The organism is Streptomyces roseicoloratus, assembly GCF_004117935.1.
Lineage (GTDB): Bacteria > Actinomycetota > Actinomycetes > Streptomycetales > Streptomycetaceae > Streptomyces > Streptomyces roseicoloratus.
This window is the reverse complement of the sequence record NZ_SDOY01000144.1, coordinates 147,147-166,887: the sequence shown is the minus strand read 5'-3', so window position 1 is coordinate 166,887 and position 19,741 is coordinate 147,147. Positions and strand designations below refer to the sequence as shown.

Annotated in this window: 22 protein-coding genes and 1 pseudogene; 8 read left to right on the top strand and 15 right to left on the bottom strand. The window is 70.5% G+C overall.

The window, feature by feature from the left end; genetic code table 11:
- Nucleotides 1-13: 13 nt before the first annotated feature.
- From ESG85_RS24475 to ESG85_RS24405, 15 genes are all read right to left on the bottom strand, one after another.
- A complete protein-coding gene (locus ESG85_RS24475) occupies nucleotides 14-883 on the bottom strand; it encodes an SPDY domain-containing protein (protein ID WP_128982779.1) in 870 nt (289 codons plus the stop codon).
- Nucleotides 880-2,109 (bottom strand): ATP-grasp domain-containing protein, encoded by a 1,230-nt coding sequence (locus ESG85_RS24470; protein WP_246095254.1) that lies wholly within the window; start codon nucleotides 2,107-2,109, stop codon nucleotides 880-882. The genes ESG85_RS24475 and ESG85_RS24470 overlap by 4 nt, the downstream gene beginning before the upstream one ends.
- 45 nt (nucleotides 2,110-2,154) lie before the next feature.
- Complete coding sequence (locus tag ESG85_RS24465; protein ID WP_128982777.1) at nucleotides 2,155-2,460, bottom strand: hypothetical protein; 306 nt, start codon at nucleotides 2,458-2,460, stop codon at nucleotides 2,155-2,157.
- A gap of 28 nt (nucleotides 2,461-2,488) precedes the next feature.
- On the bottom strand, nucleotides 2,489-3,727 hold the full coding sequence (locus ESG85_RS24460; RefSeq protein WP_128982775.1) for an MFS transporter: 1,239 nt from the start codon (nucleotides 3,725-3,727) through the stop codon (nucleotides 2,489-2,491).
- A gap of 146 nt (nucleotides 3,728-3,873) precedes the next feature.
- Nucleotides 3,874-4,398 (bottom strand): hypothetical protein, encoded by a 525-nt coding sequence (locus ESG85_RS24455; protein ID WP_128982773.1) that lies wholly within the window; start codon nucleotides 4,396-4,398, stop codon nucleotides 3,874-3,876.
- Nucleotides 4,395-5,228: a winged helix-turn-helix transcriptional regulator gene (locus ESG85_RS24450; RefSeq protein ID WP_128982771.1), complete on the bottom strand. Its 834-nt coding sequence runs from the start codon at nucleotides 5,226-5,228 to the stop codon at nucleotides 4,395-4,397. The genes ESG85_RS24455 and ESG85_RS24450 overlap by 4 nt, the downstream gene beginning before the upstream one ends.
- Nucleotides 5,229-5,268: 40 nt before the next feature.
- The gene (locus tag ESG85_RS24445; protein ID WP_342781380.1) at nucleotides 5,269-5,571 is read right to left on the bottom strand and encodes a hypothetical protein; all 303 of its coding nucleotides are present in this window, start codon (nucleotides 5,569-5,571) and stop codon (nucleotides 5,269-5,271) included.
- A 113-nt stretch (nucleotides 5,572-5,684) separates the two neighbouring features.
- On the bottom strand, nucleotides 5,685-6,134 hold the full coding sequence (locus tag ESG85_RS24440; protein WP_181019096.1) for a hypothetical protein: 450 nt from the start codon (nucleotides 6,132-6,134) through the stop codon (nucleotides 5,685-5,687).
- The gene (locus tag ESG85_RS24435; protein WP_128982765.1) at nucleotides 6,131-6,574 is read right to left on the bottom strand and encodes a hypothetical protein; all 444 of its coding nucleotides are present in this window, start codon (nucleotides 6,572-6,574) and stop codon (nucleotides 6,131-6,133) included. Before ESG85_RS24435 ends, ESG85_RS24440 begins: the two co-directional genes overlap by 4 nt.
- A gap of 41 nt (nucleotides 6,575-6,615) precedes the next feature.
- Nucleotides 6,616-6,975: an SH3 domain-containing protein gene (locus ESG85_RS24430; protein WP_246095253.1), complete on the bottom strand. Its 360-nt coding sequence runs from the start codon at nucleotides 6,973-6,975 to the stop codon at nucleotides 6,616-6,618.
- A gap of 148 nt (nucleotides 6,976-7,123) precedes the next feature.
- Nucleotides 7,124-7,846: a hypothetical protein gene (locus ESG85_RS24425; RefSeq protein ID WP_128982763.1), complete on the bottom strand. Its 723-nt coding sequence runs from the start codon at nucleotides 7,844-7,846 to the stop codon at nucleotides 7,124-7,126.
- Nucleotides 7,847-7,874: 28 nt separating this feature from the next.
- Nucleotides 7,875-8,573, bottom strand: a complete 699-nt coding sequence (locus tag ESG85_RS24420; protein WP_128982761.1) for a hypothetical protein — start codon at nucleotides 8,571-8,573, stop codon at nucleotides 7,875-7,877.
- A gap of 18 nt (nucleotides 8,574-8,591) precedes the next feature.
- On the bottom strand, nucleotides 8,592-9,077 hold the full coding sequence (locus tag ESG85_RS24415) for a hypothetical protein (RefSeq protein ID WP_128982759.1): 486 nt from the start codon (nucleotides 9,075-9,077) through the stop codon (nucleotides 8,592-8,594).
- Nucleotides 9,077-9,616, bottom strand: a complete 540-nt coding sequence (locus ESG85_RS24410; protein ID WP_164986310.1) for a DUF4913 domain-containing protein — start codon at nucleotides 9,614-9,616, stop codon at nucleotides 9,077-9,079. Before ESG85_RS24410 ends, ESG85_RS24415 begins: the two co-directional genes overlap by 1 nt.
- A 147-nt stretch (nucleotides 9,617-9,763) precedes the next feature.
- Nucleotides 9,764-10,519: a DNA-methyltransferase gene (locus ESG85_RS24405; RefSeq protein ID WP_128982755.1), complete on the bottom strand. Its 756-nt coding sequence runs from the start codon at nucleotides 10,517-10,519 to the stop codon at nucleotides 9,764-9,766.
- A gap of 516 nt (nucleotides 10,520-11,035) precedes the next feature.
- Here ESG85_RS24405 and ESG85_RS24400 point away from each other — a divergent pair.
- The 8 genes and pseudogenes from ESG85_RS24400 (at nucleotide 11,036) to ESG85_RS24360 (ending at nucleotide 19,735) form a co-directional block, all read left to right on the top strand.
- On the top strand, nucleotides 11,036-12,154 hold the full coding sequence (locus ESG85_RS24400) for a C40 family peptidase (RefSeq protein ID WP_128982753.1): 1,119 nt from the start codon (nucleotides 11,036-11,038) through the stop codon (nucleotides 12,152-12,154).
- 123 nt (nucleotides 12,155-12,277) lie between these two features.
- A pseudogene (locus tag ESG85_RS24395) lies at nucleotides 12,278-12,593 on the top strand (DUF6112 family protein).
- Nucleotides 12,593-13,282: a hypothetical protein gene (locus ESG85_RS24390; RefSeq protein WP_128982749.1), complete on the top strand. Its 690-nt coding sequence runs from the start codon at nucleotides 12,593-12,595 to the stop codon at nucleotides 13,280-13,282. Before ESG85_RS24395 ends, ESG85_RS24390 begins: the two are co-directional and overlap by 1 nt.
- Nucleotides 13,283-13,313: 31 nt before the next feature.
- Nucleotides 13,314-14,678 carry an SCO6881 family protein gene (locus ESG85_RS24385; protein ID WP_128982747.1) on the top strand — a complete coding sequence of 455 codons (1,365 nt, stop codon included), beginning with the start codon at nucleotides 13,314-13,316 and terminating at the stop codon, nucleotides 14,676-14,678.
- Nucleotides 14,679-14,765: 87 nt separating this feature from the next.
- Nucleotides 14,766-16,238, top strand: coding sequence for an SCO6880 family protein (locus tag ESG85_RS24380; RefSeq protein ID WP_128982745.1), 1,473 nt, complete (start codon nucleotides 14,766-14,768; stop codon nucleotides 16,236-16,238).
- A 71-nt stretch (nucleotides 16,239-16,309) separates the two neighbouring features.
- Nucleotides 16,310-16,789: a DUF6238 family protein gene (locus tag ESG85_RS24375; RefSeq protein ID WP_128982743.1), complete on the top strand. Its 480-nt coding sequence runs from the start codon at nucleotides 16,310-16,312 to the stop codon at nucleotides 16,787-16,789.
- Between the two features lie 28 nt (nucleotides 16,790-16,817).
- The gene (locus tag ESG85_RS24370) at nucleotides 16,818-18,332 is read left to right on the top strand and encodes a VirB4 family type IV secretion system protein (RefSeq protein WP_128982741.1); all 1,515 of its coding nucleotides are present in this window, start codon (nucleotides 16,818-16,820) and stop codon (nucleotides 18,330-18,332) included.
- 1,043 nt (nucleotides 18,333-19,375) lie between these two features.
- Entirely contained in the window at nucleotides 19,376-19,735 is a 360-nt protein-coding gene (locus ESG85_RS24360; protein ID WP_128982738.1) for a hypothetical protein, read from the top strand.
- Nucleotides 19,736-19,741 lie beyond the last annotated feature (6 nt).

Here is a 19,741-nt window from a genome sequence, read left to right as displayed (position 1 = left end):
GGGAAGGGGTGGGTCAGCGGACTCGGCTCGTCGGCGGACGTGTGGCCGTGGTCCACCGGGGGACGCTGCGTGTGGCGAGGGCCGGTGCGCGGCGAGCGGCAGCGGCTCGCTGCAGGTCGCGCGGGGTCGGTGCCGGGGACCTGGGCGGCAACACTGCGGTGAGCTGGGCGTGCTCGGGCAGCGAGGACAACATGCTGTCCTTCCAGCGCGGTACGGGCGCCGGGTCGGAGACGCTGTCGGTGATGGCCCTGACGAGCGCGATCGGCGTGTGCGTGGACGCTGTGGCGTACCAGCGGGCATAGCTCGTCTTGGGGCCACCCCACAGGTACCACCGCGCCTCCAAGGTGGTGAGTTCCTTCTCGGCGTCGAGGTCGCCGGTGGTGTACTCGATGCCGGCCAGACCGTCGGGGGTCTGGAGTTCGAGGACGCCCCAGCGCGGGTGCTGGATCTCCCAGCCGCGCTGGATCAGCGGCACCATGGGCTGGAACGCGTCGAGTTCCTCGTTCTCCGGGTGGGGCGGGGCCAGGTACGTGTGCGGGCCGGCGGTGTACGCCTTGGCCAGGGCGGTGGTGAACGCGGCGACGAACTCCGTGGGCGCCATGTCGTTGAAACACACACCCCAGACGGGCGGACCGAATGTGTCGCGGTACGCGCTGATGCGCCACAGTCCGTCGTCCTCCCCCTCGGGGAGGAAGCCGAGCCGGACCTTGCGGTCGGGCGCATTGACGTACGCGTTGCCGAGGTCGTCATGGCTGAGCTCCCAGCCCAGCGCGAACAGGGGTTGAAGAGCGGGGTCCCCCGTCGCGGTGCTTCCGGCCAGGTAGCGGGGCGAGACGAAGACGTCTCCGTCGACCTCCGCTGCGTCCTCGGTGCGGTGGTTCATCGGGCCGCCCGGGTCTCGACGGTGATCTCCTCGGCGACCAGTTCCAGACGCTCGTTGACCTCGGCCGTGTCTCGGCCGGTGACGATATAGAAGCCGACGCGGCCGGTGAAGAGGTCGCCCTCGGGCGGCAGGACGAGCTGGTCGCCGACCGCGCGGATCCACGTCACCTCTCGCAGCCACGGAGCGTGGGCTGCGAACGGCTGGGTGATCCGGCGCTCGGTGAGCACACCGGAGGCAGCCGGGTAGAGCATGCGGATGCCGGCGGCCCGGCGGTGGGCCGGCGTGAGGTCGGGGGCCCGTCCGGTGGCGAGGTCGGCGGCGATTCTCGGCAGGTCGATGCCCGTGGCGAGGTGCACGAGGTGGCCGATCATGTCGCCACCGATGCGGGCGTTGACCTCGATCAAGCGGGGACGGCCGTCGACGAGGCGCATCTCGACGTGCTGGATGCCGTCGGTGATTCCCAGAGCCTTGATCGCAGCGACGGCGACAGGACCCACCTGGGGCAGGAGAGGGTCGCGGGCGTCGACGGTATGCCCGGTCTCCTCGAAATAGGGGGCCGGCCCGAGGGACTTTCGGGTGACGGCAACGGCGGTGGTCACGCCGCGGTGGGTGACGCACTCGACGGAGATCTCCGGGCCGTCGAGGTACTCCTCGACCAGGATCGCCGTATCCTCCCGGCTCTGGTCGGCTCCGGCCGCGGCGAACTGGAAGGCGTCGGGGAGGGCTTCGGCCCGGTCGACGCGGATCACGCCGATGCTTCCGGCGAAGGCGGCGGGCTTGATGACGACGGGGTACCCAATGGTCATCGTCGCGAGGCCGGCCTCGACCAGGGAGCGGGCCTTCATGGAAGCGGCCGACGGGACGCCGTGGCGGGCGAACAGCATGCGGGCGGTGGCCTTGTTCCGACACGCCTGCATCACCTCCACCGAGTTCGCGGCGAGGCTGAGAGCGCGGGCGAGCCGGGCCGTGGGGACGAGGTGCCACTCCGACCAGGTGACGATGCCCGCGACCTCGTGGCGCTCGGCCAGAGCACGGCCGGCGGCGAACAGAGCGGTTGTGTCGTCGAGGTCGGCAACGACGTGGTCGACGATGAAGGGCTTCTCCCACGACGGCTCGGTGCCTGTGATCAGGACGACGTCGTACGCGGCCGCGACCTGCTCCAGGCAGTAGCCGCGGTAGGTGCGGTCACCAGGGGCGACGACGAGCACGACGGGACGAGCGGACAAGACGACTCCAGGTGTGCGAGGGGGACGGCGTGGACGAGGGGGAAGTCAGGGGGTGCGGCGGCGGCGCAGCTCGAACACGGGGGCCCACTCGGGGTGCTCGGCGATCAGCTGCCTGACGTAGAGGGCCGTGAAGTTGTTGTTCAGGCCGTGTACTCCGTGCGGCAGCCGCCACCGGAGCGCTTCGAAGTGGGCCTTGAGGCTGATGCGTGTGGCTCCCGCCGTCAGCCGCTCGCGGGTGAGTCGTTCCAGGGCCCGGTAGACGTGCGGGTTGCGAGCGTCGAAGGCGTGGAACTGCTCGGCGATCGTGAGGCGGGCCTCTCGGCGGCGCGGGGCCAGGCGGGTTGTGGGCATCGGGGGAACTCCACGAGGACGAGTCGGGTCAGGCAGCCAGGGCCTGGTCGGTGCGCAGGCGGGCGAAGGCGATGGCCAGGCCAAGGGCCTGCAGGGCGGCACAAGCGGTGATGACGTGGCCGAGCGCCCAGGACGGGGTCAGGGCGGTCAGGACGCCGGCCAGGGGAAAGGGCACCAGGAGGACGAGGATGGTGGCCGACAGGGTGCTGCCGAACACCGCCGGGGGGATGAGGCGGGAACGCAGGGTGCGCAGGACGACGGTCATGCCGCCTTCGCCGGCCATCAGGACGGCGACGAGGACCAGGTACGAGAGGTAGTCGGGGGCCTGGGAGACGGCGAGGCAGGCGAGCGAGGCGATTACGGCACAGGTCGCTCCCACTCGCCACAACCCGAGGCGGTCGATGGCGAACCGGCAGACGGTGACGGCTAGCAGGGTGGCCCCGGCAGCGGCCGACCAGACGATGCCGACGGCCGTGGTGGACTGGCCGTAGTGGTCCACGACGATCACGGGACCGGCAGCCTGAAGGAAGCCCGTCGCCAGGTTGGAGATCGTCAGGCCCGTCACGAGCCAACCGAGGGCGGGCAACGACCGGATGGTCCGCAGCCCGGTGATCAGCCCGGCGCCTGCGCGCTGCTTCGGCGCCCGGGCGGGGGCGACCACCGACGGCGGGGTACTCAGGGCGAGCAGGGCGGCGAGCAGCGAAAGGGCAGCGATGACGGCCAGCATCCGGGGTGGTCCGGCGAGCAGAAGCAGCGCGCCGAGCGCCGGTCCAGCGAGCGTCGCGGTCTGGTCGATGCCCAGCAGGACGGCCTGGACACGGTGCGCCCGCTCCCCCGCCACTCGGCCGGCGGCGGCACCCGCGGTCTCGGCGGCGATGTAGCTGAACTCGGTGAGCACTCCGGTGGTCGCGGCCAGGGCCATCACCGTCACGGTCGCCACGATGCCGACGGGGTGGAGGACGAGGATGATCGCACCGGCGGCGATGACCAGGGCGCGGCCGAGCGAGGCGAGGAAGAAGACGACCGAGGCGCCACGGCGGTCCACGACCGCGCCCGCCCATCCGAACGCGGCCAGGCGAGGCACCCACTCCAGGGCGAACGCGATACCGGTCAGCGCGGCCGAGCGGGTGGTCGCAAGAACCAGGAGCGGGATGCCGTACGTGGACATGGCGAACGCGAGGGCGTCCACCGTGCGCGGCAGGTAGATGCCGCGCAGCAGTCCTGCAGTGTGGAGGGCGTGCCGGGGTCCGGCGATCAGGTCGGTCATCGTCGCTTTCGTCAAGGAGCGCAGCCCGCCTCAGCGGGATGGAGGAAGAGAAGAGCCGGTCAGGCGAGGGACTGGCACACGCCCTGGGCGGATGCCGCACGGCTGTGGGATGCGTTCCGAGGTCGGTGACCCCGCCGGTGGCCGGGTTACGCCGCCTGCCGCGCGCCGTCGAGAGCATCGGTGGCCGAGAGGTCGGCTCCGCCATGTCCGGCGATCCACGACTCCACGGCGGTCTTCGGACCGGTGAGGCTTTCGGCGGCCTCCAGCGAGACCACGAGACCGATCTCGCCGTTCCGTTCCTGGCGCCGCCCGGATACGTCGGCGCTGCCCAGGAGCTGGAGGGTGGCTCGTACCCGTGTCACGAAGGTGCTGGTGACGCCCGGGTAGCCATGGGCACGAGCCCAGCGGGCGGCTTCGTCGTAGACCTCGGCCAGCTGAATACCGGACTCGGTGAGGCTGAGGCCCTGTCGTGTACGGACAAGGCCGAGAGTGTGCGCCTGCTCGGTGGCGTGCCGGAGCTGATGCGGCGAGAGATCCGGGAGGGTACGTGCCAGGCCGCGGGGCGGGATGGTGCCGTTGTCGTCTATCTCGGTGACCAGACGGATCAGTTCGGGTGAGGCCAGGGCCGAGCAGGCCCGCCCGAACTCGTCGCAGCGGCGGGTGGAGGTCATCGACGCGCACCTCCTGCCTGGAGCGTCGTCTGCATGCGAGCCGGGTTGGCGTGGGAGAACAGGTCGCCATAGGCAGGTCGTGCCGGTCGGGTGGGCACGGCCGGCTGGGGAAGGCGGGGCCGGTGGCTGGTCCAGTGCTTCGGGGCCGCACGCGAAGCACGGTCCGCGTTCCCCCAGACCGGGTGCTGGGCGCCGGAGTCGAGGGTTCGGCCGGCAGACCAGGCCGACAGCGCCCCGAAGACGCGGCCCAGGCCCTCGCCGGATGACGACAGCCGATAGGGCTGACCGGGGCCGGCGCTCACCACGAGCCCGTCGTCGGCGAGTTGCCGCAGGGGCGGGTAGATGTTCGTCCAGTACCCGTCGGGCATCACGATCCTGGCGACGGCCCGCGCGCTGCTCTCCCCGCGGGACTTCAAGACCCACAGGATCGCGGCGGCATGCCGACGGGTGAGCAGGGTGAGGCTGTCCTCGACGTGCTCGATCGCGGACAGGGGCTCGTCCGGCTTCTCCAGGAACTCCTCTGCCCAGGAGGCGATCACGGGCAACACCGGCAGCAGCGCCGTGCCCCGATCGGTGAGACCGTAGGTGACGTGCCGCGACGTGTGCTCCGTGCGCTCGACGAGCCCTGCATCGCTGAGGGCCCGGAGCTTGGGGTGGAGCTGGCCGCTCAGGAGCCAGGGCATCTTGTCCGAGATCTCGGTGTAGCGGAGGGGGCCGGAGCCCAGCGTCAGCAGGATCCGGACGTTCCATCGCGGGGTGATCATGCCGAGGGTTTCGGTGACGCGGGCGATGTCGGCGTCGCTGCCCGCGGGCAGACCGGTGGTGGCCAAGGGAGTACTCCAGGGGGTGAAAGAGCCGCGCCCGTTCGGCTCAGCGGCTCGGGGCTGTGGTCGCGGTCGCCGTCGGCGGTGCGGGAGCCACGGAGACGGCCGGGGGCTCACACGCGCGAACTCGTCCCAGGCTGTTCAGGACCGCTGCGGCGGTCTTGGCCTGGGCGTCCCGGGCGGCAACGGCTTCAGCGATGCGGCGAGCGCAGTCGAGCAGGTGGGACGCCTCATGGACGCCGATGCCGCGCTCGGGTTGGACCAGCTGTAGGAGCCGGTCACGGTGGAGGGTGATGGTCCGCTCGGCGAGGTCCAGGTCGTGACGGCTGCCGAGTAGGGCGGCAAGCATGCCCGGGGGTTGGGTCTGAGCGTGGATCTCGAGTGTGGTGAGCGGGGCGCCGTACAAGTCCTCAATCCGTACGGCAAGTTCGGCGGAAGTGAGAGCGGTCGATCGAAGGGCTTTCACGGTCGGCGGCTGTGGGCCGCCCGGACACGCACAGGCGCCCGGGCGGCAACGGCCGGCGGCAGCGTGGCCGTGACGGACTGCTGGGTGCGACGCACTGCCCGGTCCTGCTGCACGTACGGAGGCATTGTGCGCAGCAGGACGTCCAGTGATCGTCGGTATCCGCTGCGGGCATCGAGTGCCGCTTCGAGCCACTGGGCGTCCATCCGAAGTTCGTCGGCGGACAGTTCGTTCATGTCCCGCCCTGGCGACATCGCCTCGTGCACGCGGTCCCGAATGCGAGCGACCTGCTCCTCGACCACGACGAGGAAGGAGCGCAGCTCCAGTGCGCGGGTCAGAGCGGCAGACGGGTCCGGGCCGGCGGCCAGTTCATAAAGCTCCGTGACTGGGGCACCGAAAGCCTCGTGGAGACGGGCATCCTGGCTGCACGGCTTGGTCCGCACTCTCACCGAACCACCACCCGGGGCGGCACAGACACAGGTGCGGAACGCGTCGCCGGGCGGGTCGGTACGGCCGGTCCGCGCCGCGTCAGGCGTTCGGCCTCCACATCCTGCTGGCCGCCGGCGTTCGGCTCCAGCAGGAGCCGGAGGGCCACGGCTCGGCCGTCACGGATCGTGACAGCAGAGTCAACGCGGTGAGCGAGAACCAGCGTCGGGTCGTCGACCTCGCTGGGCTGGGTAGCCAAGGCGGCGAGGAGGTCGTCCTCCGCCCGCTCCAAGGCGGCCTGCGACTCGGTGAGCAGCCCATGCCAGCGCACGACAACGGTGGCCTCCCGATGGGCGTTCGGCGCCGCTTCGACCGCGGCCTTGAGCGCGTCCATGCTCAGGCCGAAGCGCTGCTCGATCTGCTCGGTGATCGGGCCCACCACATCCCTTATGCCGTCGGACACGGGCAATCCCTTCTGATGAGAGTGGAATTCGACAGAGAAGGTCAGTCGAGGCACATGTAGACGTCGCGGTAGACGTAGGTGCCCGACACCCATCCCTTCACGCCGGTGGTCCGATCGGTGATGTAGTGCCAGCCGCCGCTGCTCTTGTGGACGGTGAAGGAATGCCCCCGGTAGAGGATTCCGACGGCGGTGGATTTGGTGGTGGCCTTGGAGCGGATGGTGACGGCGCGGGCGCCGATCACCCACGGTCCGGGCCGGTCGCAGTCACGGATCGACGGCAGAGCGGCGTGCGCGTTGCTGCGGAGTGCTGCCGGTGAGCCGGTGGCCGAGGCCGCGGTCACCAGCGGCAGAGCGAGTGCTCCGAGCATCGCGGTGGCTATCGCAATTCGGGTGGAGCGCATGCGGAATGAACCTCCATGGAGGAATGGGACGGGAGAGGTGCGGCCCGGGGATTCCTCCCTCAGCGCCGGTACAAGAGTCCGCAGATTCGCCGGTTTGGCTAACCGGCGATCCTCGGCTATCTTTCGCGCGCCCCAGCCCGTGGGAGGGTCAACGGCGGCGGCCCGACGGGCGGCCGAATGGGGTCGGCGGTACGGCTCCCCACGTCTGGAGGGAGCGGGCCGTTGGTGTCACGGACGGCAGTGGGCCTGCGCTGCCGGCAAGGCGCTCCTCGTACCACTGCAGCGCGCCCTCGGCGGTGGCGAAGCCCCCTTCGCGCAGGGTGTGTGTCCAGGTGTCGGTGTCCACGTCCTCCTGCAGCACGCGGAAGGGGGACGGGGCTCGTTCGTCGAGCGCGCGCAGGACGACGAGGGTGAGCATGGAGTCGGGGTCGTCGTTTGTGTAGCTGGTCAGGAGGGCGAAGCGGTCGCCGTCGCCCATGAGCCGCTCTTCCAGCACTCGGGTCGTCTCATCGGCCGGTGCCGTACCTGTGCCGGGTGGCAGGCGGATAACGTCCGGCGGGCAGCCGCGGGAGATCAGCCAGGACTGGGCCATGACCGGCAGAGGAAGGTAGGTGTGCTCGAAGCGGAACGTCCGCGCCGCGGGATCGCGCTGCAGGTGGAGGGCGACGACCTGCGGCTCGCCGGGGATTCCGTAGGTGGTGGTTCCGTTGTGCAGGACGTAGTAGCTGGCCGAGTCCTCGTCCGTGTGGTGCTCGGCGAGCACGGTGAGCATGTCCTGCTCGATCTCGATCGCGTGCCAGAACGCCTCGTCGGTCTGTTCGTCAGCAGCCTCGAAGCCGTCGAGGCGAAGATCCAGTTCGGGTGGGGGCATCGGGCCTCTCGGTGAGTCGGGGTGAGGGTCATCGACGGCTGTGCGCCGCGCTCGGCCACGTCCCGGGTCGAGGTGCGGTCGGCACCGCCGCCGCGCTGCCGCGGTGACTGCTCGCCAGAGCCGCGCGGCCTGGCGCGGTGAGCGCGACCGGCTGTCCGGTGTGCACCGGGTGGCTCGTGACTCGGGAGACAAGGCCCAGGGATTCGAGCTGTTGGAGCCGCGCGTACGGGATCCGGGTACCAGAGGCTGTGGCCACCGACATCCGGCCCGTCAGGAGGTGCTCGTACAGCTTGGCGCCGCCAGCGATGGCCAGCAGCGCTGCGTAGTCGGCGGCCGTCATCGGTTCACCGGCGGCCTGCTGTGCAGTGCGGGCGGAGCTCTCGATTGGCTCCAGGTCGGCGAGTACGAGCCGCGCGACGACGGCGCGCTCGTCGGCCGCTTCTTCCAGCTGGCCGACCGTACGGCCGATGCGCTGCAGCAGAGCGGCATCGACGGGGAACTCGCCGCTGGAGAGCCGATGCAGCAGCGTGCGGTGGAACCTCACGGCGGTCTCGGCCTTGACCAGCGCGCGATGCCGGTCGACGAGAGCGGTTTGCCGCTCGTCAAGGATGCCTCGGTCGCGGTGGGCCCAGAGCGTGTCGACGTCGTGGCCGGTGGCCGCTTCGATACGCAGGTCGAGCGACGAGACCGCACGCCGTATCGCTCCCGGTGGAAGGTCAGGGGGCATGAGGTTCGACTCCTGTCGTCATCGGACGTAGTGCTGCGTGACACCGAGGGCGGGGCGGGGCAGGCCCGGCATCGCGGAGAGCAGCGGTGCCGGCACCGGTACGGGGCCGTGGGGCGAGAGCTGCGGCGAACGCGAGCGGGAGGCGTGGGTCCGGGCGCTCAGCGGCCGGCGCGCCATCCCGAGGCGGTGCCCGACGGTGTCGTAGATGTCGTTGCGCGCGCGTGGTCGTACGGCGACGACGTGGACCTCGCTGGAGTGCTGGGCGGTCGATGGGGCCGGCCGCACGGCGTAGACAACCCTCCACTCCTTGCGGGAGTCGACGAGGAGCTTGCGGTAGCCCGACAGGTCGCCGGTCAGCTTCGTACCGAACAGCTGGGCGTTGACCACGTCTTGCAGCTGAGCGAGGGCGAGGTCACGGATGTCTCCGGGAGCCTGGAGGAGGTCGGTCAGGGCCCGCGGATCGAAGGACAGGCCGAAGACCGGACGGTGCTCGGGCCCGGCCATCACGCCGCCAGGTCCAGGTCACCGCCGGGCTCGTCCGACTTGTCCGCAGTACGGGCCGAGGGCTTCGGGCCGGGCAGGAGACGGTGCGAGGGTCGGTCCGGGGAGGTCATGCAGGCCGACAGCGGGCCGCCCGGTCCCCGGATCGCGGCGATGGTGTGAGCGAGGAAGTCCCGGTGCCACACCAGCATGCCGGACAGCCCGGTCTCCGGGTCCTTGTGCTGCTGGTAGGCGAGCCAGAGCGCGTGGAGCCAGGCGACGACGTCGTTGTGCTCCTGCCACTGCAGGCACCACGGCGCCGCCGTGGTGACCTCGGCTCCGTAGACGGGAAGGAGGAAGTCGTCGACCCAGTCCGACAGCGCGTCGAGCTCGTCCTCGTACGACTCGCCCTCCAGCTCCAGGATCGGCCGGGGCTGCGGCAAGACAGCCGGTGCCGACCCGCCTGGTCCGGGCATACCGAAGGCAGCGAACGGCGATGGCGAAGGCATGGGTGCGGAGGCGAGGTCGTCGAGCTGCCGGGCCTGCTGCGCCGACTGCTCCATCAGTTTCCGGACGCTGGCCTCGATCCCTTCGAGGTGGGAATCCGGAACGCGTATCGGTTCCCTTTCCCCAGCCTCTTCGGGGTACGCGGTTTCGGGCATGGAAGGGCGGCTCCTTGAAGACCTCGACGAATAGCTGGAGTTGGAACGTCAGGCAGTCAGGCCGACGTCGTCCTTAGTGAGGGTCTGGCGGATGGTCTCGGTCAGACGGTCGGCGGCGATCCCGGCGTAGTGCGGGGTCTTCTCAACACCGATGAATGCACGATCCTCCAGCAGTGCGGCCACGCCCGTGGAACCGGATCCGGCACAGAAGTCGAGGACCGTGCCACCAGGCGGGGCGATCTTGACCAGCTCCCGCATCACCTCGACGGGCTTCTGCGTGATGTGCTGCCGGGCCTTTCCGGACGGCTGCGACGCGCTGTACAGGCCCGGCAGGTAGACCGGGTTGCGAGAGCCGTCGATCGCTCCCTTCGAGGCCCACACGATGAACTCACAGTTCTGCGTGAAACGGCCCTTCTGGGGCCTGGCCTGCGGCTTGTGCCAGGCCAGCACTCCGCGCCACAGCCAGCCGGCCGCCTGGATCGCATCCGTCGTGACAGGGAGCTGACGCCAGTCGGTGAACAGCAGCGCGGTCCCGCCGTCCTTCGTGAGCCGGTGGGCCTCGGTCATGGTCTGCGTGAGCCAGAAGCCGTAGCTGCGCTGGTCCATGTTCTCGCCGGTGAAGTCGGCGAGGGTGTGCATGGCGTCGGCGGACGTGTACTTCTGCTTCGCGCTGCGGCTCGTGCGCTCCTTCGCGGTCCGGCCTCCGCTGTTGTACGGCGGGTCGGTGATGACGGAATCGACGCAGTCGTCCGGCAGGCCGGCGAGGACGCTGAGAGCGTCGCCCTGGTGGAGAGAAAAGGACAAAGGGGTACCCCGGTTCGAGTGCGGCGAATGGGTGGAGACAGCTCGCTCATAAGAAGTCCTGCGGGCCGGAGTTGGGCATGCGGAAGCCCAGGGGCACGGAAGCAGGAGGAGCGAGGAGAGTTCCAAAACTCTAGGTGCAGAACGCCGGTCGACCAAGAAGGGGATGGAAGAGGGGTCGCGTTCCGACCCCTTGTTGCCGACTTTTTGGCCGACCGGGATTTCGGCCCTACTGTTTTGGAACCGCCCGGCGCACACCGCCGATGGCTCATCCCACCCTCATGCCTCCTGGAGCTCTCCCTGCTCCGGCATGCCTGAACCGATTCCGGCGCGCGGTCCGAGCGGCAACTCGCCCGCACGCCCGGTCTCTCCTGATCACCCGCCTCCGGCCGCCGCGTCCCTTCCGACCGTCATCACGCGTGCACGGCAGGCCGGACCTCGCACCCTCAAGGACCGTTCTGTGACGTCTCGTTACCCACCCCCGCCCGCAACCCGACTCGGACGAGAGAACCGCTCCGGATGAAGGTCGTCGCCGCCGGCATCGGCGTCGTCTTCCTCTCCCCTCTCCTCCTCGGCGGCACGGCCATGGCGATGGCCGCCTCCAGCGATGCCGTCCAGAGCACCGGCTCGATCGGCCAGTGCCTTCCCGACCTCGACACGGATAAGGTCGCCGATCAGGTGACCCGCGTCCTCGACGGCGCGGACGCCACCGACGTCCGCATCGAGGGCCTCGACCTAACTGGCGAGCAGATCCCCCACGCACAGACCATCATCGCCACCGGCATCAGCCTCGACGTGCCCAAACGCGCGCAGATCATCGCCCTCGCCACCGCCATGCAGGAGTCCCGGCTGCGGAACCTCGCCTACGGTGACCGCGACTCGCTGGGGCTGTTCCAGCAGCGGCCCAGCCAGGGCTGGGGCACCGCCGAGCAGATCCGCGACCCGGTCTACGCCTCCGAGCAGTTCTACAAGGCACTGCTGAAGGTGAACGGCTGGCAGCAGATGACGGTGACGCAGGCCGCGCAGGTCGTACAGCGCTCTGGCTACCCGGACGCCTATGCCCAGTGGGAGCCGCTCGCGACCGCGCTGCAGAAGGCCGTCGCCGCAACCTTCCCCCGCGCCGGCCGCGACCGCCCCGGCAAGGGCACCGACGACAAGGTCACCCTCTCGGGCTGCAGTACGGCGGACGGCTCTTCGTTCGGGCCGATCCCCGAAGGTGCCGTCCCGAAGGGCTACACGATCCCGAAGGGCACCGACCCGCGGGCCCGCACGGCGATCGTCTGGGCGATGCACCAGCTCGGCACGATGTACCAGTGGGGCGGCTCGTGCGCGGCCCCGCACGGCCCCGACCCGATGGGCCGATGCGACTGCAGCTCGCTGATGCAGCGGGCGTACGCCAAGGCCGGAATCAAGCTCACCCGCACCACGTACACGCAGGTCAACGAGGGTAAGCCTGTCTCGGCGAAGAGCCTGAAGCCCGGTGACCTGATCTTCTCCCGGGGCACCGCCGCTCGGCCCGAGCACGTCGGCATGGCGATCGGTCAGGGCCTCGTGATCGAGGCGCCGAAGACGGGCAGGCCCGTACGGATCACGCCTCTCGCCGACTGGGACGTCCTCGCAGTGCGTCGCGTCCTCTGACATCGCGCCCGTCGCCGCCTTTCCACACCACGGGCGGCCTGTCCTCCGCGCTCGTCGCGCTTCTTCCCTTCATCTCCCGCCTCCCCGCCGGGCCCTCGGCCTGCGCCCTCAAGGAGCTTCCCCATATCCATGCCGTTCGCTGACCGCGTCCTCCACCTCGCCTACGACCCCGGCATCACCCCCCAAGGGCGGCGGACTGCCCGGCCTGTCCGTCCTGAAGAACGTCGTCTCCAGCATCAACATGTTCGGCCTCATCGCCGTGGTCGGCGCGCTCGCCGTCTCGCTCGGCGTGTGGGCCTGGGGCCACCACACCGGCGGCCACCAGGCCGAGGCCAACGGCAAGAAGGGTGCGCTCGTGGCGGCGGGCGCCGCCCTCGGCCTGGGCGCTGCCAACGGCATCGTCACCTTCTTCAGCGCCCTAGGGTCGCAGGTCCACTGATGCTGAAATCATCCTTCTCCCGATCGGGCTACGGCACGGGCTGGTCGTCAACCCGCAGGGCCCTGCTGATCGCCGCCGTACTCATCACCCTGATCGCCGTCTCCGGCCTGGCCGCCACGCTGACCGGTCAAGGCGACCGTCCCCCCGAGTCCGCCGGCAGCCCCGCCTCATCATCACCGAGCAGCACGACGACACCGGCCAGCAGCGGGAATCCGCAGGCCAGTACGGGTTCGGTACCTGCACCACCACGGATCGCCGATCCCGTCGCCTTCGCCAAGCGGGCCGCGGCCATGCTCTGGTCCTACGACACCCGCGACACCACCCGCGATGAGCAGATCGCCGGCATGGAGCTCTGGATGACGAAGGAGTCGCAGTACAGCGACTGGCTCTCGGTCTCCGCGCAGGTGCCGGACCCGACCCTGTGGTCGCGTATGGCCGACCAACAGCAGCACGCCAGCGCGGCCATGGCCGACGGCCACTATCCGGCGGCGTTCAAGCAGGCCCTCGCAGAGGATCCGGCCGCGATCACCAAGGCGTACATCTACGCCGTAACTGTCACCGGCAAGCAGCGGATCGCATGGGTCAAGGGCGGCGGTGGGGCGGAGGACCGCTCCGTAACCCTCGCCGTGCAGTGCCGGCCGTCCCACGACTGCTCGCTGGTGGCCATCGCCCCGCGCGTCGCGCCCTGACCCACCCTGAACGAAAGGAGGGACCACCTTCATGGGCTTTTGCGACCTTCCCCTCGCGGGCACCGTCTGCGCGGTCGGCGATGCGGTCGACTTCGCGTCCGACCCGGGCAAGGCGATCGGCGACTGGATGGCGAAGTCCGCCGGCGAACTCGCCGCCACCGCAGCCGACCTGGCCGCCAAGGCCGTCAACGCCACGACCAACGTGGACCTTCGTGCCGGGTGGTTCGTCGACAACTACGAACTACTCCTCCCCATCGGGCTCGTCCTGCTGGTCGCCACGTTCTGCGCCCAACTCATCCGGGCCGCGGTCCGCCGAGACGGCCAAGCCCTCACCCAAGCGTTCACGGGAACCGCCAGCGGCGTGCTGTTCTCGTTCTGCGCCATCGCGTTCACCACCGTGGCCATCGAGGTTGTCGACGCCCTCTCCGACGGGTTGTTCAAGGCCGCGCATCTGGATATCGAGTCCGCGGTCCGGCGGATCGTCAAGGTGGGGCAGATCGCTGCCCTTTCCGGGCTCGGCTGGCTCGTCACCGCTCTCGTCGGCCTCGGCGCCGCGATGGGTGCGCTCCTGTACTGGTGCATCATGATGACCCGCAAGGTGGGCATTCTGCTCATGGTCACGCTGGCTGTGTTCGCGGGCGCCGGAGGCGGCTGGGAGGTGGCCCGCCGCTGGCGGCGCGGGTGGATCGAAGCCACCGCCACCCTGGTGGTCTCCAAGCTCTTGATGACGATCGTGTTCGTCCTCGGTATCGCAGCAATGGGTAAGACCGAAGCGGACGACGGCCTGGCCGCGCTCGCCGACGTCATGGCCGGCATCGTCATCATGGTCTTGATCCTGTTGTGCCCCTACGCGACCTTCAAGTTCGTCCACTGGGCGGCAGAGGGATCGGACGGAGAATCGCTCCACCGCGCAGGCGGCGCTGGCGCCCAACTCGCCAAGCAGCACACGGAGAAGGCCACGCGTAAGGCCGCCCAAGTGGCGGCCACCGCCGGAACCGGTGGTGCCGCGGCCGGCGCAGGTGCTGCTCCACAGGGGCCCGATTCAGTCCCTGGTGGGGGCGGATTCCCCGGCGACATCGCCTCCAACCCGACCGGTGGTCAGGAGAGTTCGCAGAGCGCCGGATCGGGCGTCTCTCCCGGTGGGGACGCCGCGCTGTCCAGCCTGGAGAAGGCGGCACAGCCCCCGCCGACCAGCGTCTCCGACGACACCAGCGGCCAGTTCGGCGGCAGCACTGGACCGAGTGGCTCCGGGACCGGCGCCGCAACCGGCCAGGGTGGCGGGTGGCAGTCCACGCCGCCGTCGACCAGCCCGCCGCCACAGGGCGCCCCGTCCACGTCTGACTCGGCGGCCGGGGCCGGATGGTCGGCCTCCCCGCCCCCTCCGGCCGGCCTCTGAGCTTCTGATCCGCTTAACCCCGGGGCGGGAGGCATCCCACACCTCCCGCCCCGGGGCGACCACCCCGCGCACGTCTGGACCGCCCACTTGTCTGATCTCTCCGTCGCCCCGGTCACGGTCAAATTCCCTCACCGGTCCCGCCGAGGCATTCTGCTCGGCCTGTCCCTTCCCCAGCTCGTCCTCGTCTCGGGGGCACTGGCGCTCCTCCTCGCAACCGTGCTCTCCACCGGGCTGGTCGGCGCCATCGCCCTGGTTCCGCTGTGGGCCGCGGTCGCCGCCCTGGTCGTGGTCCGCCGCGACGGCCGGTCGCTGATCGACTGGGCCCCGGTCGTCGCCCGCTACGCCCACCGCCGACGTACGGGACAGACGCTCTGGCTCGCCCGGCCTGTCTCCCGCCCCCGGCAGGACGGCGTCCTGCACCTGCCGGGCACCGACGCTTCGCTCAAGGTCGTAACCCCCGGTGACTCCGCCAACGGCGCCGCCGCCGTCCATGACCCCCACGGCCAGACCCTCACAGCCATCGCGCGGGTCTCCAGCCGCGCCTTCGCCCTGCTCGACCCTGCCACGCAGAACCACAACGTCTCCGCATGGGGCCGCGCGCTCGCCGGCGTCGCCCGCACCGGTCATGTCGCCACCGTTCAGGTCCTGGAGCGCACCGTGCCGGACTCGGGCGACACCCTCGCCCGTCACTGGGCGCAATACGGGCAGGCCGACGCCCCGGTCGCCGGGCAGGTGTACGCCGAGCTCGTCGCTTCCGCCGGCCCGACCGCCGCCCCGCACGAGGCGTACCTCGCCATCTCCCTGGACCTCAAGGCCGCCAAGCGCCTCGTCTCTCAGGCCGGCGGCGGTCTGAACGGCGCTTTCACCGTCCTGGAGCAGACCACCTCCTCGATCGCCCAGGCCGCCCGCAGCGCGGGCCTGACAGTGACCGGCTGGCTCAGCACCCGGGAGATCGCCGGTGTCATCCGTACCGCCTACGACCCCAAGGCCCTCGGAACCCTGCAGCAGTGGTCCGAGACAGGGTGCGCCGAGGCGGACGCCGCAGCCGCCGGCCCCGTCGTTCAGGTCGAGGAGTACGACCGGATCGCCACCGACTCCGCCCGTCACGCCACCTACTGGGTCGAGGACTGGCCGAGGACCGAAACCGGCGCCGGGTTCCTGCACGGGCTCATGTTCACGGCCGGAGTGCGGCGGACCCTGTCCCTTATATACGTGCCGCAGGGGCTCGAGTCCGCGCTGCGCGACGTCCAGCGGAAGAAGGCCGCGATCATCGCCGACGCCAGCGAGCGTTCACGGCGCGGGCAGGTCGACTCCGAGGCCGACTCCGTCGAGTACGCCGACGTCAAGCAGCGCGAGCGGCAACTGATCGCCGGACACGCCGATGTCGCTCTGACCGGACTGCTCACCGTCACCGCCGAGACAGACGCCCTCCTCGACGCGGCCTGCGCCCAGATCGAGACCGCCGCCGTCACCGCCGGAGTCGACCTGCGCCGACTCCTCTACCAACAGCCTGACGCCTTCGCCCTCGGTGCCCTGCCCCTCGCCCGCACCGCCCTCTGACAGCGGCGGCCTCGAACCGTCGCTGTTCCCTCGCCCTGTCCCCCGCCCGGTGACAGGAAGGAATCCCTCTTTTGCGCACAAGCTCGCGTCCCGACGACGCGCACCCCTACCTCCGGGCCGCCAGTGCGGGCATCCGCCATCACACCCGTGTTCTCGCTCGGACCGTGCAGGCGGCCGAGCACAGGACGGCGGTGGACCGCGCGCACCTCGACGTGCTGCACGCCCACCTCACCCAGGTGCACCAGTTGCTCGACCAGCTGTCCGATGCTGTCCGTCCCCCGCACCCGGCAGCCGGCCGTCACCTCGCCGCGGCGCGTACCCGGCTGTGGCAGGCCATCGCCGAAGTCCACTCCGCCTTCCACCTCCTGCCCACCGTCTCCCGCGACCGCACCGACGCGTCGGAGTGTCACCCCGACCGTCTGACGGAAGGCCCTCCGGTGCTGACCATCTGCCAGCGCCACCTCGCCGCCGGGCACAGCGTGCGCCGCAAGACCACCCCAACCGACCTCAGCAGCCCGCTCCCCGCGCACGCCACCGCGTGCGCCCGGTGAGCGGAGCACGCCGGAGAGAGGGCCCCCGATGAACCACCGGCCCGCACGCCGAGCCCGTCGCGCCTCCGCTTCCCCACTGTTCACGCCCCACACCGCCGACCGCGCCAGCCGAAGGGCGGCACGTCGGCAGCTCGCCGAGGCCGCCGCCAAGGCCCGCGCCGAAGCGAGCTCCCACCCTGCCGGTACCGAGCCCGCCGAGCAGACGATGCCGTCTCCGCTCTATCCGCCGAGCGGGCGTCCGGGCCTCGCCTCCGCCCGCGGCGGGAGGCTGAAGCTGCCGGCGCACCGCATGACCACCGCCACCGCCTCGGGGGCGTATCCGTTCCTCGCCGAGGGCGGTCTCGGCGCCGAGGGCATCTACATCGGCCGCGATGTCCATGCCGAAGCCTCCTTCGTGTTCGACCCGTTCGCCCTCTACGGCCGCGTCGAAGGCTTCACCAACCCGAACATTCTTCTCGCCGGCGTGATCGGCCAGGGCAAGAGCGCTCTGGCGAAGAGCTTCGCGCTCCGGTCGGTCGCCTTCGGCTACCGGATCTACGTCCCTTGTGATCCCAAGGGGGAGTGGACGGCCGTCGCCTCCGCGCTCGGCGGCACGTCCGTCGCCCTCGGTCCTGGCCTGCCCGGTAGGCTCAACCCCCTCGACGCCGCGCCCAGACCGACCTCCGTCCCGGAAACGGACTGGGCGGGCGAGATCCGTAAGCGCCGCCTGCTCCTGCTCGGTTCGCTGGCACGCACGGTCCTGGGGCGGGACCTGCTGCCGATGGAGCACACCGCGCTGGACGTCGCCCTCGACACCGTCGTGACACGAGCCGCCGCCATCGGACGATCCCCGCTACTCGGCGACATCGCCGCGGCCCTCAACAATCCCGACCAGCTCGACCACGTGGCGGGAACCATGTCCGGGCGTCTCGGGGAAGCAGCCCGCGACCTCGCTCACGCCATGCGCCGCCTCGTCCACGGCGATCTGGCCGGCATGTTCGACGCCCCGTCCACCGTCGTCTTCGACCCGAACAGTCCGATGCTCACCATCGACCTGTCCCGGCTCGGCGGATCCGGCGACGACACCGCCCTGGTCCTCGCCATGACCTGCGCCTCCGCCTGGATGGAATCCGCCCTCACCGACCCGCACGGCGGCAGGCGGTGGATCGTCTACGACGAGGCGTGGCGTCTCATGCGTCACCCGGGGCTTCTCCAGCGCATGCAGGCGCAGTGGAAGCTGAGCCGCGGCCTCGGCATCGCCAACCTGATGGTGATCCACCGGCTTTCCGACCTGTTGACCGCCGGCGATGCCGGCTCTCAGGGCCGCGCCCTCGCGGAAGGGCTACTGGCCGACTGCTCCACCCGCATCATCTACCGGCAGGAATCCGACCAACTCAACGCCGCTGCCTCCCTGCTGGGCCTGACCAGCGTCGAGACCGAAGCCATCGCCCACCTCAACCGCGGGCGCGGCCTGTGGAAGGTCGCCGGCAGGAGCTTCATCGTCCAGCACGTCCTGCACCCCCATGAACGGGCCCTGTTCGACACCGACGCCCGCATGCACTGAGAACCGCCCGAGCAACACCGGTACCCACGACGCTCCGAGGAATTCAGATCACTCACGGCGCCCAACCTGCTTCCCCAGCCGACAGCACCCCCACCGAACCGGATGGCCGATACGTCTACGGTCGGGCCGTCCTCGCTCTGACCGACCAGCTCAGATCCTCCCGCTCGTACGAGGAAGCCGCCGCCCTCACCGACCAGATCCTCGATCCCATCGACGGCCTCCTCGAACGACTGCAGGAGTTCTTCGACGCGGCAGGCGAGAAGGCCAAGGAAGCCGGGACCGAAGATGGACTGGACCTGCACGACGACCTCGCTCACGCAGCCCGCCAATTGCGCCGCATCGGCGAAGACCTCCACGTCGCCACCGACGTAATGCGTGTCCTCGTCCCGGCCCAGCCTGCCGCCCCGTCCATGCGAGCCGATGGGCTACCGCCCATGCCTTCGCCTTCGGGTTCCGCTACCGGCCGTACGCGCTGAACCCCACGCGGCGCCCTTGCTCCGGCCCGACTCCCCCAATGTCGCCGGCCTTACCCCGGCCTGTGCGCCCGCCCGCTGAGCTGCACCACCGTCGAGAAAGGCCCGCCTTTTGGATCCTGGCACCCACTTCGTCTTCGGGACACACGACGACCACGGTTTCGTCGCCTCGTTCACCTCGTCCACGCCCGCGCATCTCGCCCACTGGTTCCTCGTCCGGGAGCAGTTCGAGCCCGTCCCCGGTGAGCCCAGGCTCTTCCGACTCACGGATCCTGAGCACGACGGGTCGCGTCGCACTCGCCAGGCCGTCCACGACCTGCGTCGGATGGGCTACGCCGTGCACGCCGACTTTCTCCTCGACCCGGCAGCCTCCGCCGGCCCGCTGGGCCCGGCCCCGCCTCACGGGCTGATGGAGCGCCGCAGCCGAATCGCGCAGGCCGCCGCGGCCCGCTCACCGCAGCGCCAATCGTCGCCCACCACGACACGACCCGGCGCGCGGCTGATCCCTCCGAAACCCGACTATGCGCCGACCGTCCACCTGACGGCGTCGTCTGGGGCAGGGCGGAGCCGATGACGCCCAGCAGCGAACCGATCGGCATCACCCGCGGACGAGGCGGCGAGGTCGAGGTGAACGGCGGGCCCACCGACTCCTTCGCCACAGCAGTCCTGCAACGAGCTGGATTCCTCTTCGAACCGTCCCTCCGCGGGCCCTGGATCCATCTGCCGTTCGACATGGGCGAGGCATGGGAGAACGAGCACGCAACCTGGGCCGCCAACATGCTGACCGCCGCCAAGTACTACGTGGAGCTCGACCGGGCGCTGTACGCGCCTCGCATCGGTGCCACTCCGCCATCAACAGGTAGCCGGTCCACGCTGACGATGACCTCACAGCCGTCGCCACCCGTCGCAGCCCACCGCCCCCACCGTTGACCAGCC

Coding starts and splice junctions, on each gene's coding strand:
- ESG85_RS24475 (WP_128982779.1), bottom strand. CDS start 883: ATGAACCACCGCACCGAGGACGCAGCGGAGGTCGACGGAGACGTCTTC.
- ESG85_RS24465 (WP_128982777.1), bottom strand. CDS start 2,460: ATGCCCACAACCCGCCTGGCCCCGCGCCGCCGAGAGGCCCGCCTCACG.
- ESG85_RS24460 (WP_128982775.1), bottom strand. CDS start 3,727: ATGACCGACCTGATCGCCGGACCCCGGCACGCCCTCCACACTGCAGGA.
- ESG85_RS24455 (WP_128982773.1), bottom strand. CDS start 4,398: ATGACCTCCACCCGCCGCTGCGACGAGTTCGGGCGGGCCTGCTCGGCC.
- ESG85_RS24445 (WP_342781380.1), bottom strand. CDS start 5,571: ATGCTTGCCGCCCTACTCGGCAGCCGTCACGACCTGGACCTCGCCGAG.
- ESG85_RS24430 (WP_246095253.1), bottom strand. CDS start 6,975: ATGCGCTCCACCCGAATTGCGATAGCCACCGCGATGCTCGGAGCACTC.
- ESG85_RS24425 (WP_128982763.1), bottom strand. CDS start 7,846: ATGCCCCCACCCGAACTGGATCTTCGCCTCGACGGCTTCGAGGCTGCT.
- ESG85_RS24420 (WP_128982761.1), bottom strand. CDS start 8,573: ATGCCCCCTGACCTTCCACCGGGAGCGATACGGCGTGCGGTCTCGTCG.
- ESG85_RS24415 (WP_128982759.1), bottom strand. CDS start 9,077: ATGGCCGGGCCCGAGCACCGTCCGGTCTTCGGCCTGTCCTTCGATCCG.
- ESG85_RS24410 (WP_164986310.1), bottom strand. CDS start 9,616: ATGGAGCAGTCGGCGCAGCAGGCCCGGCAGCTCGACGACCTCGCCTCC.
- ESG85_RS24400 (WP_128982753.1), top strand. CDS start 11,036: ATGAAGGTCGTCGCCGCCGGCATCGGCGTCGTCTTCCTCTCCCCTCTC.
- ESG85_RS24390 (WP_128982749.1), top strand. CDS start 12,593: ATGCTGAAATCATCCTTCTCCCGATCGGGCTACGGCACGGGCTGGTCG.
- ESG85_RS24385 (WP_128982747.1), top strand. CDS start 13,314: ATGGGCTTTTGCGACCTTCCCCTCGCGGGCACCGTCTGCGCGGTCGGC.
- ESG85_RS24370 (WP_128982741.1), top strand. CDS start 16,818: ATGAACCACCGGCCCGCACGCCGAGCCCGTCGCGCCTCCGCTTCCCCA.
- ESG85_RS24360 (WP_128982738.1), top strand. CDS start 19,376: ATGACGCCCAGCAGCGAACCGATCGGCATCACCCGCGGACGAGGCGGC.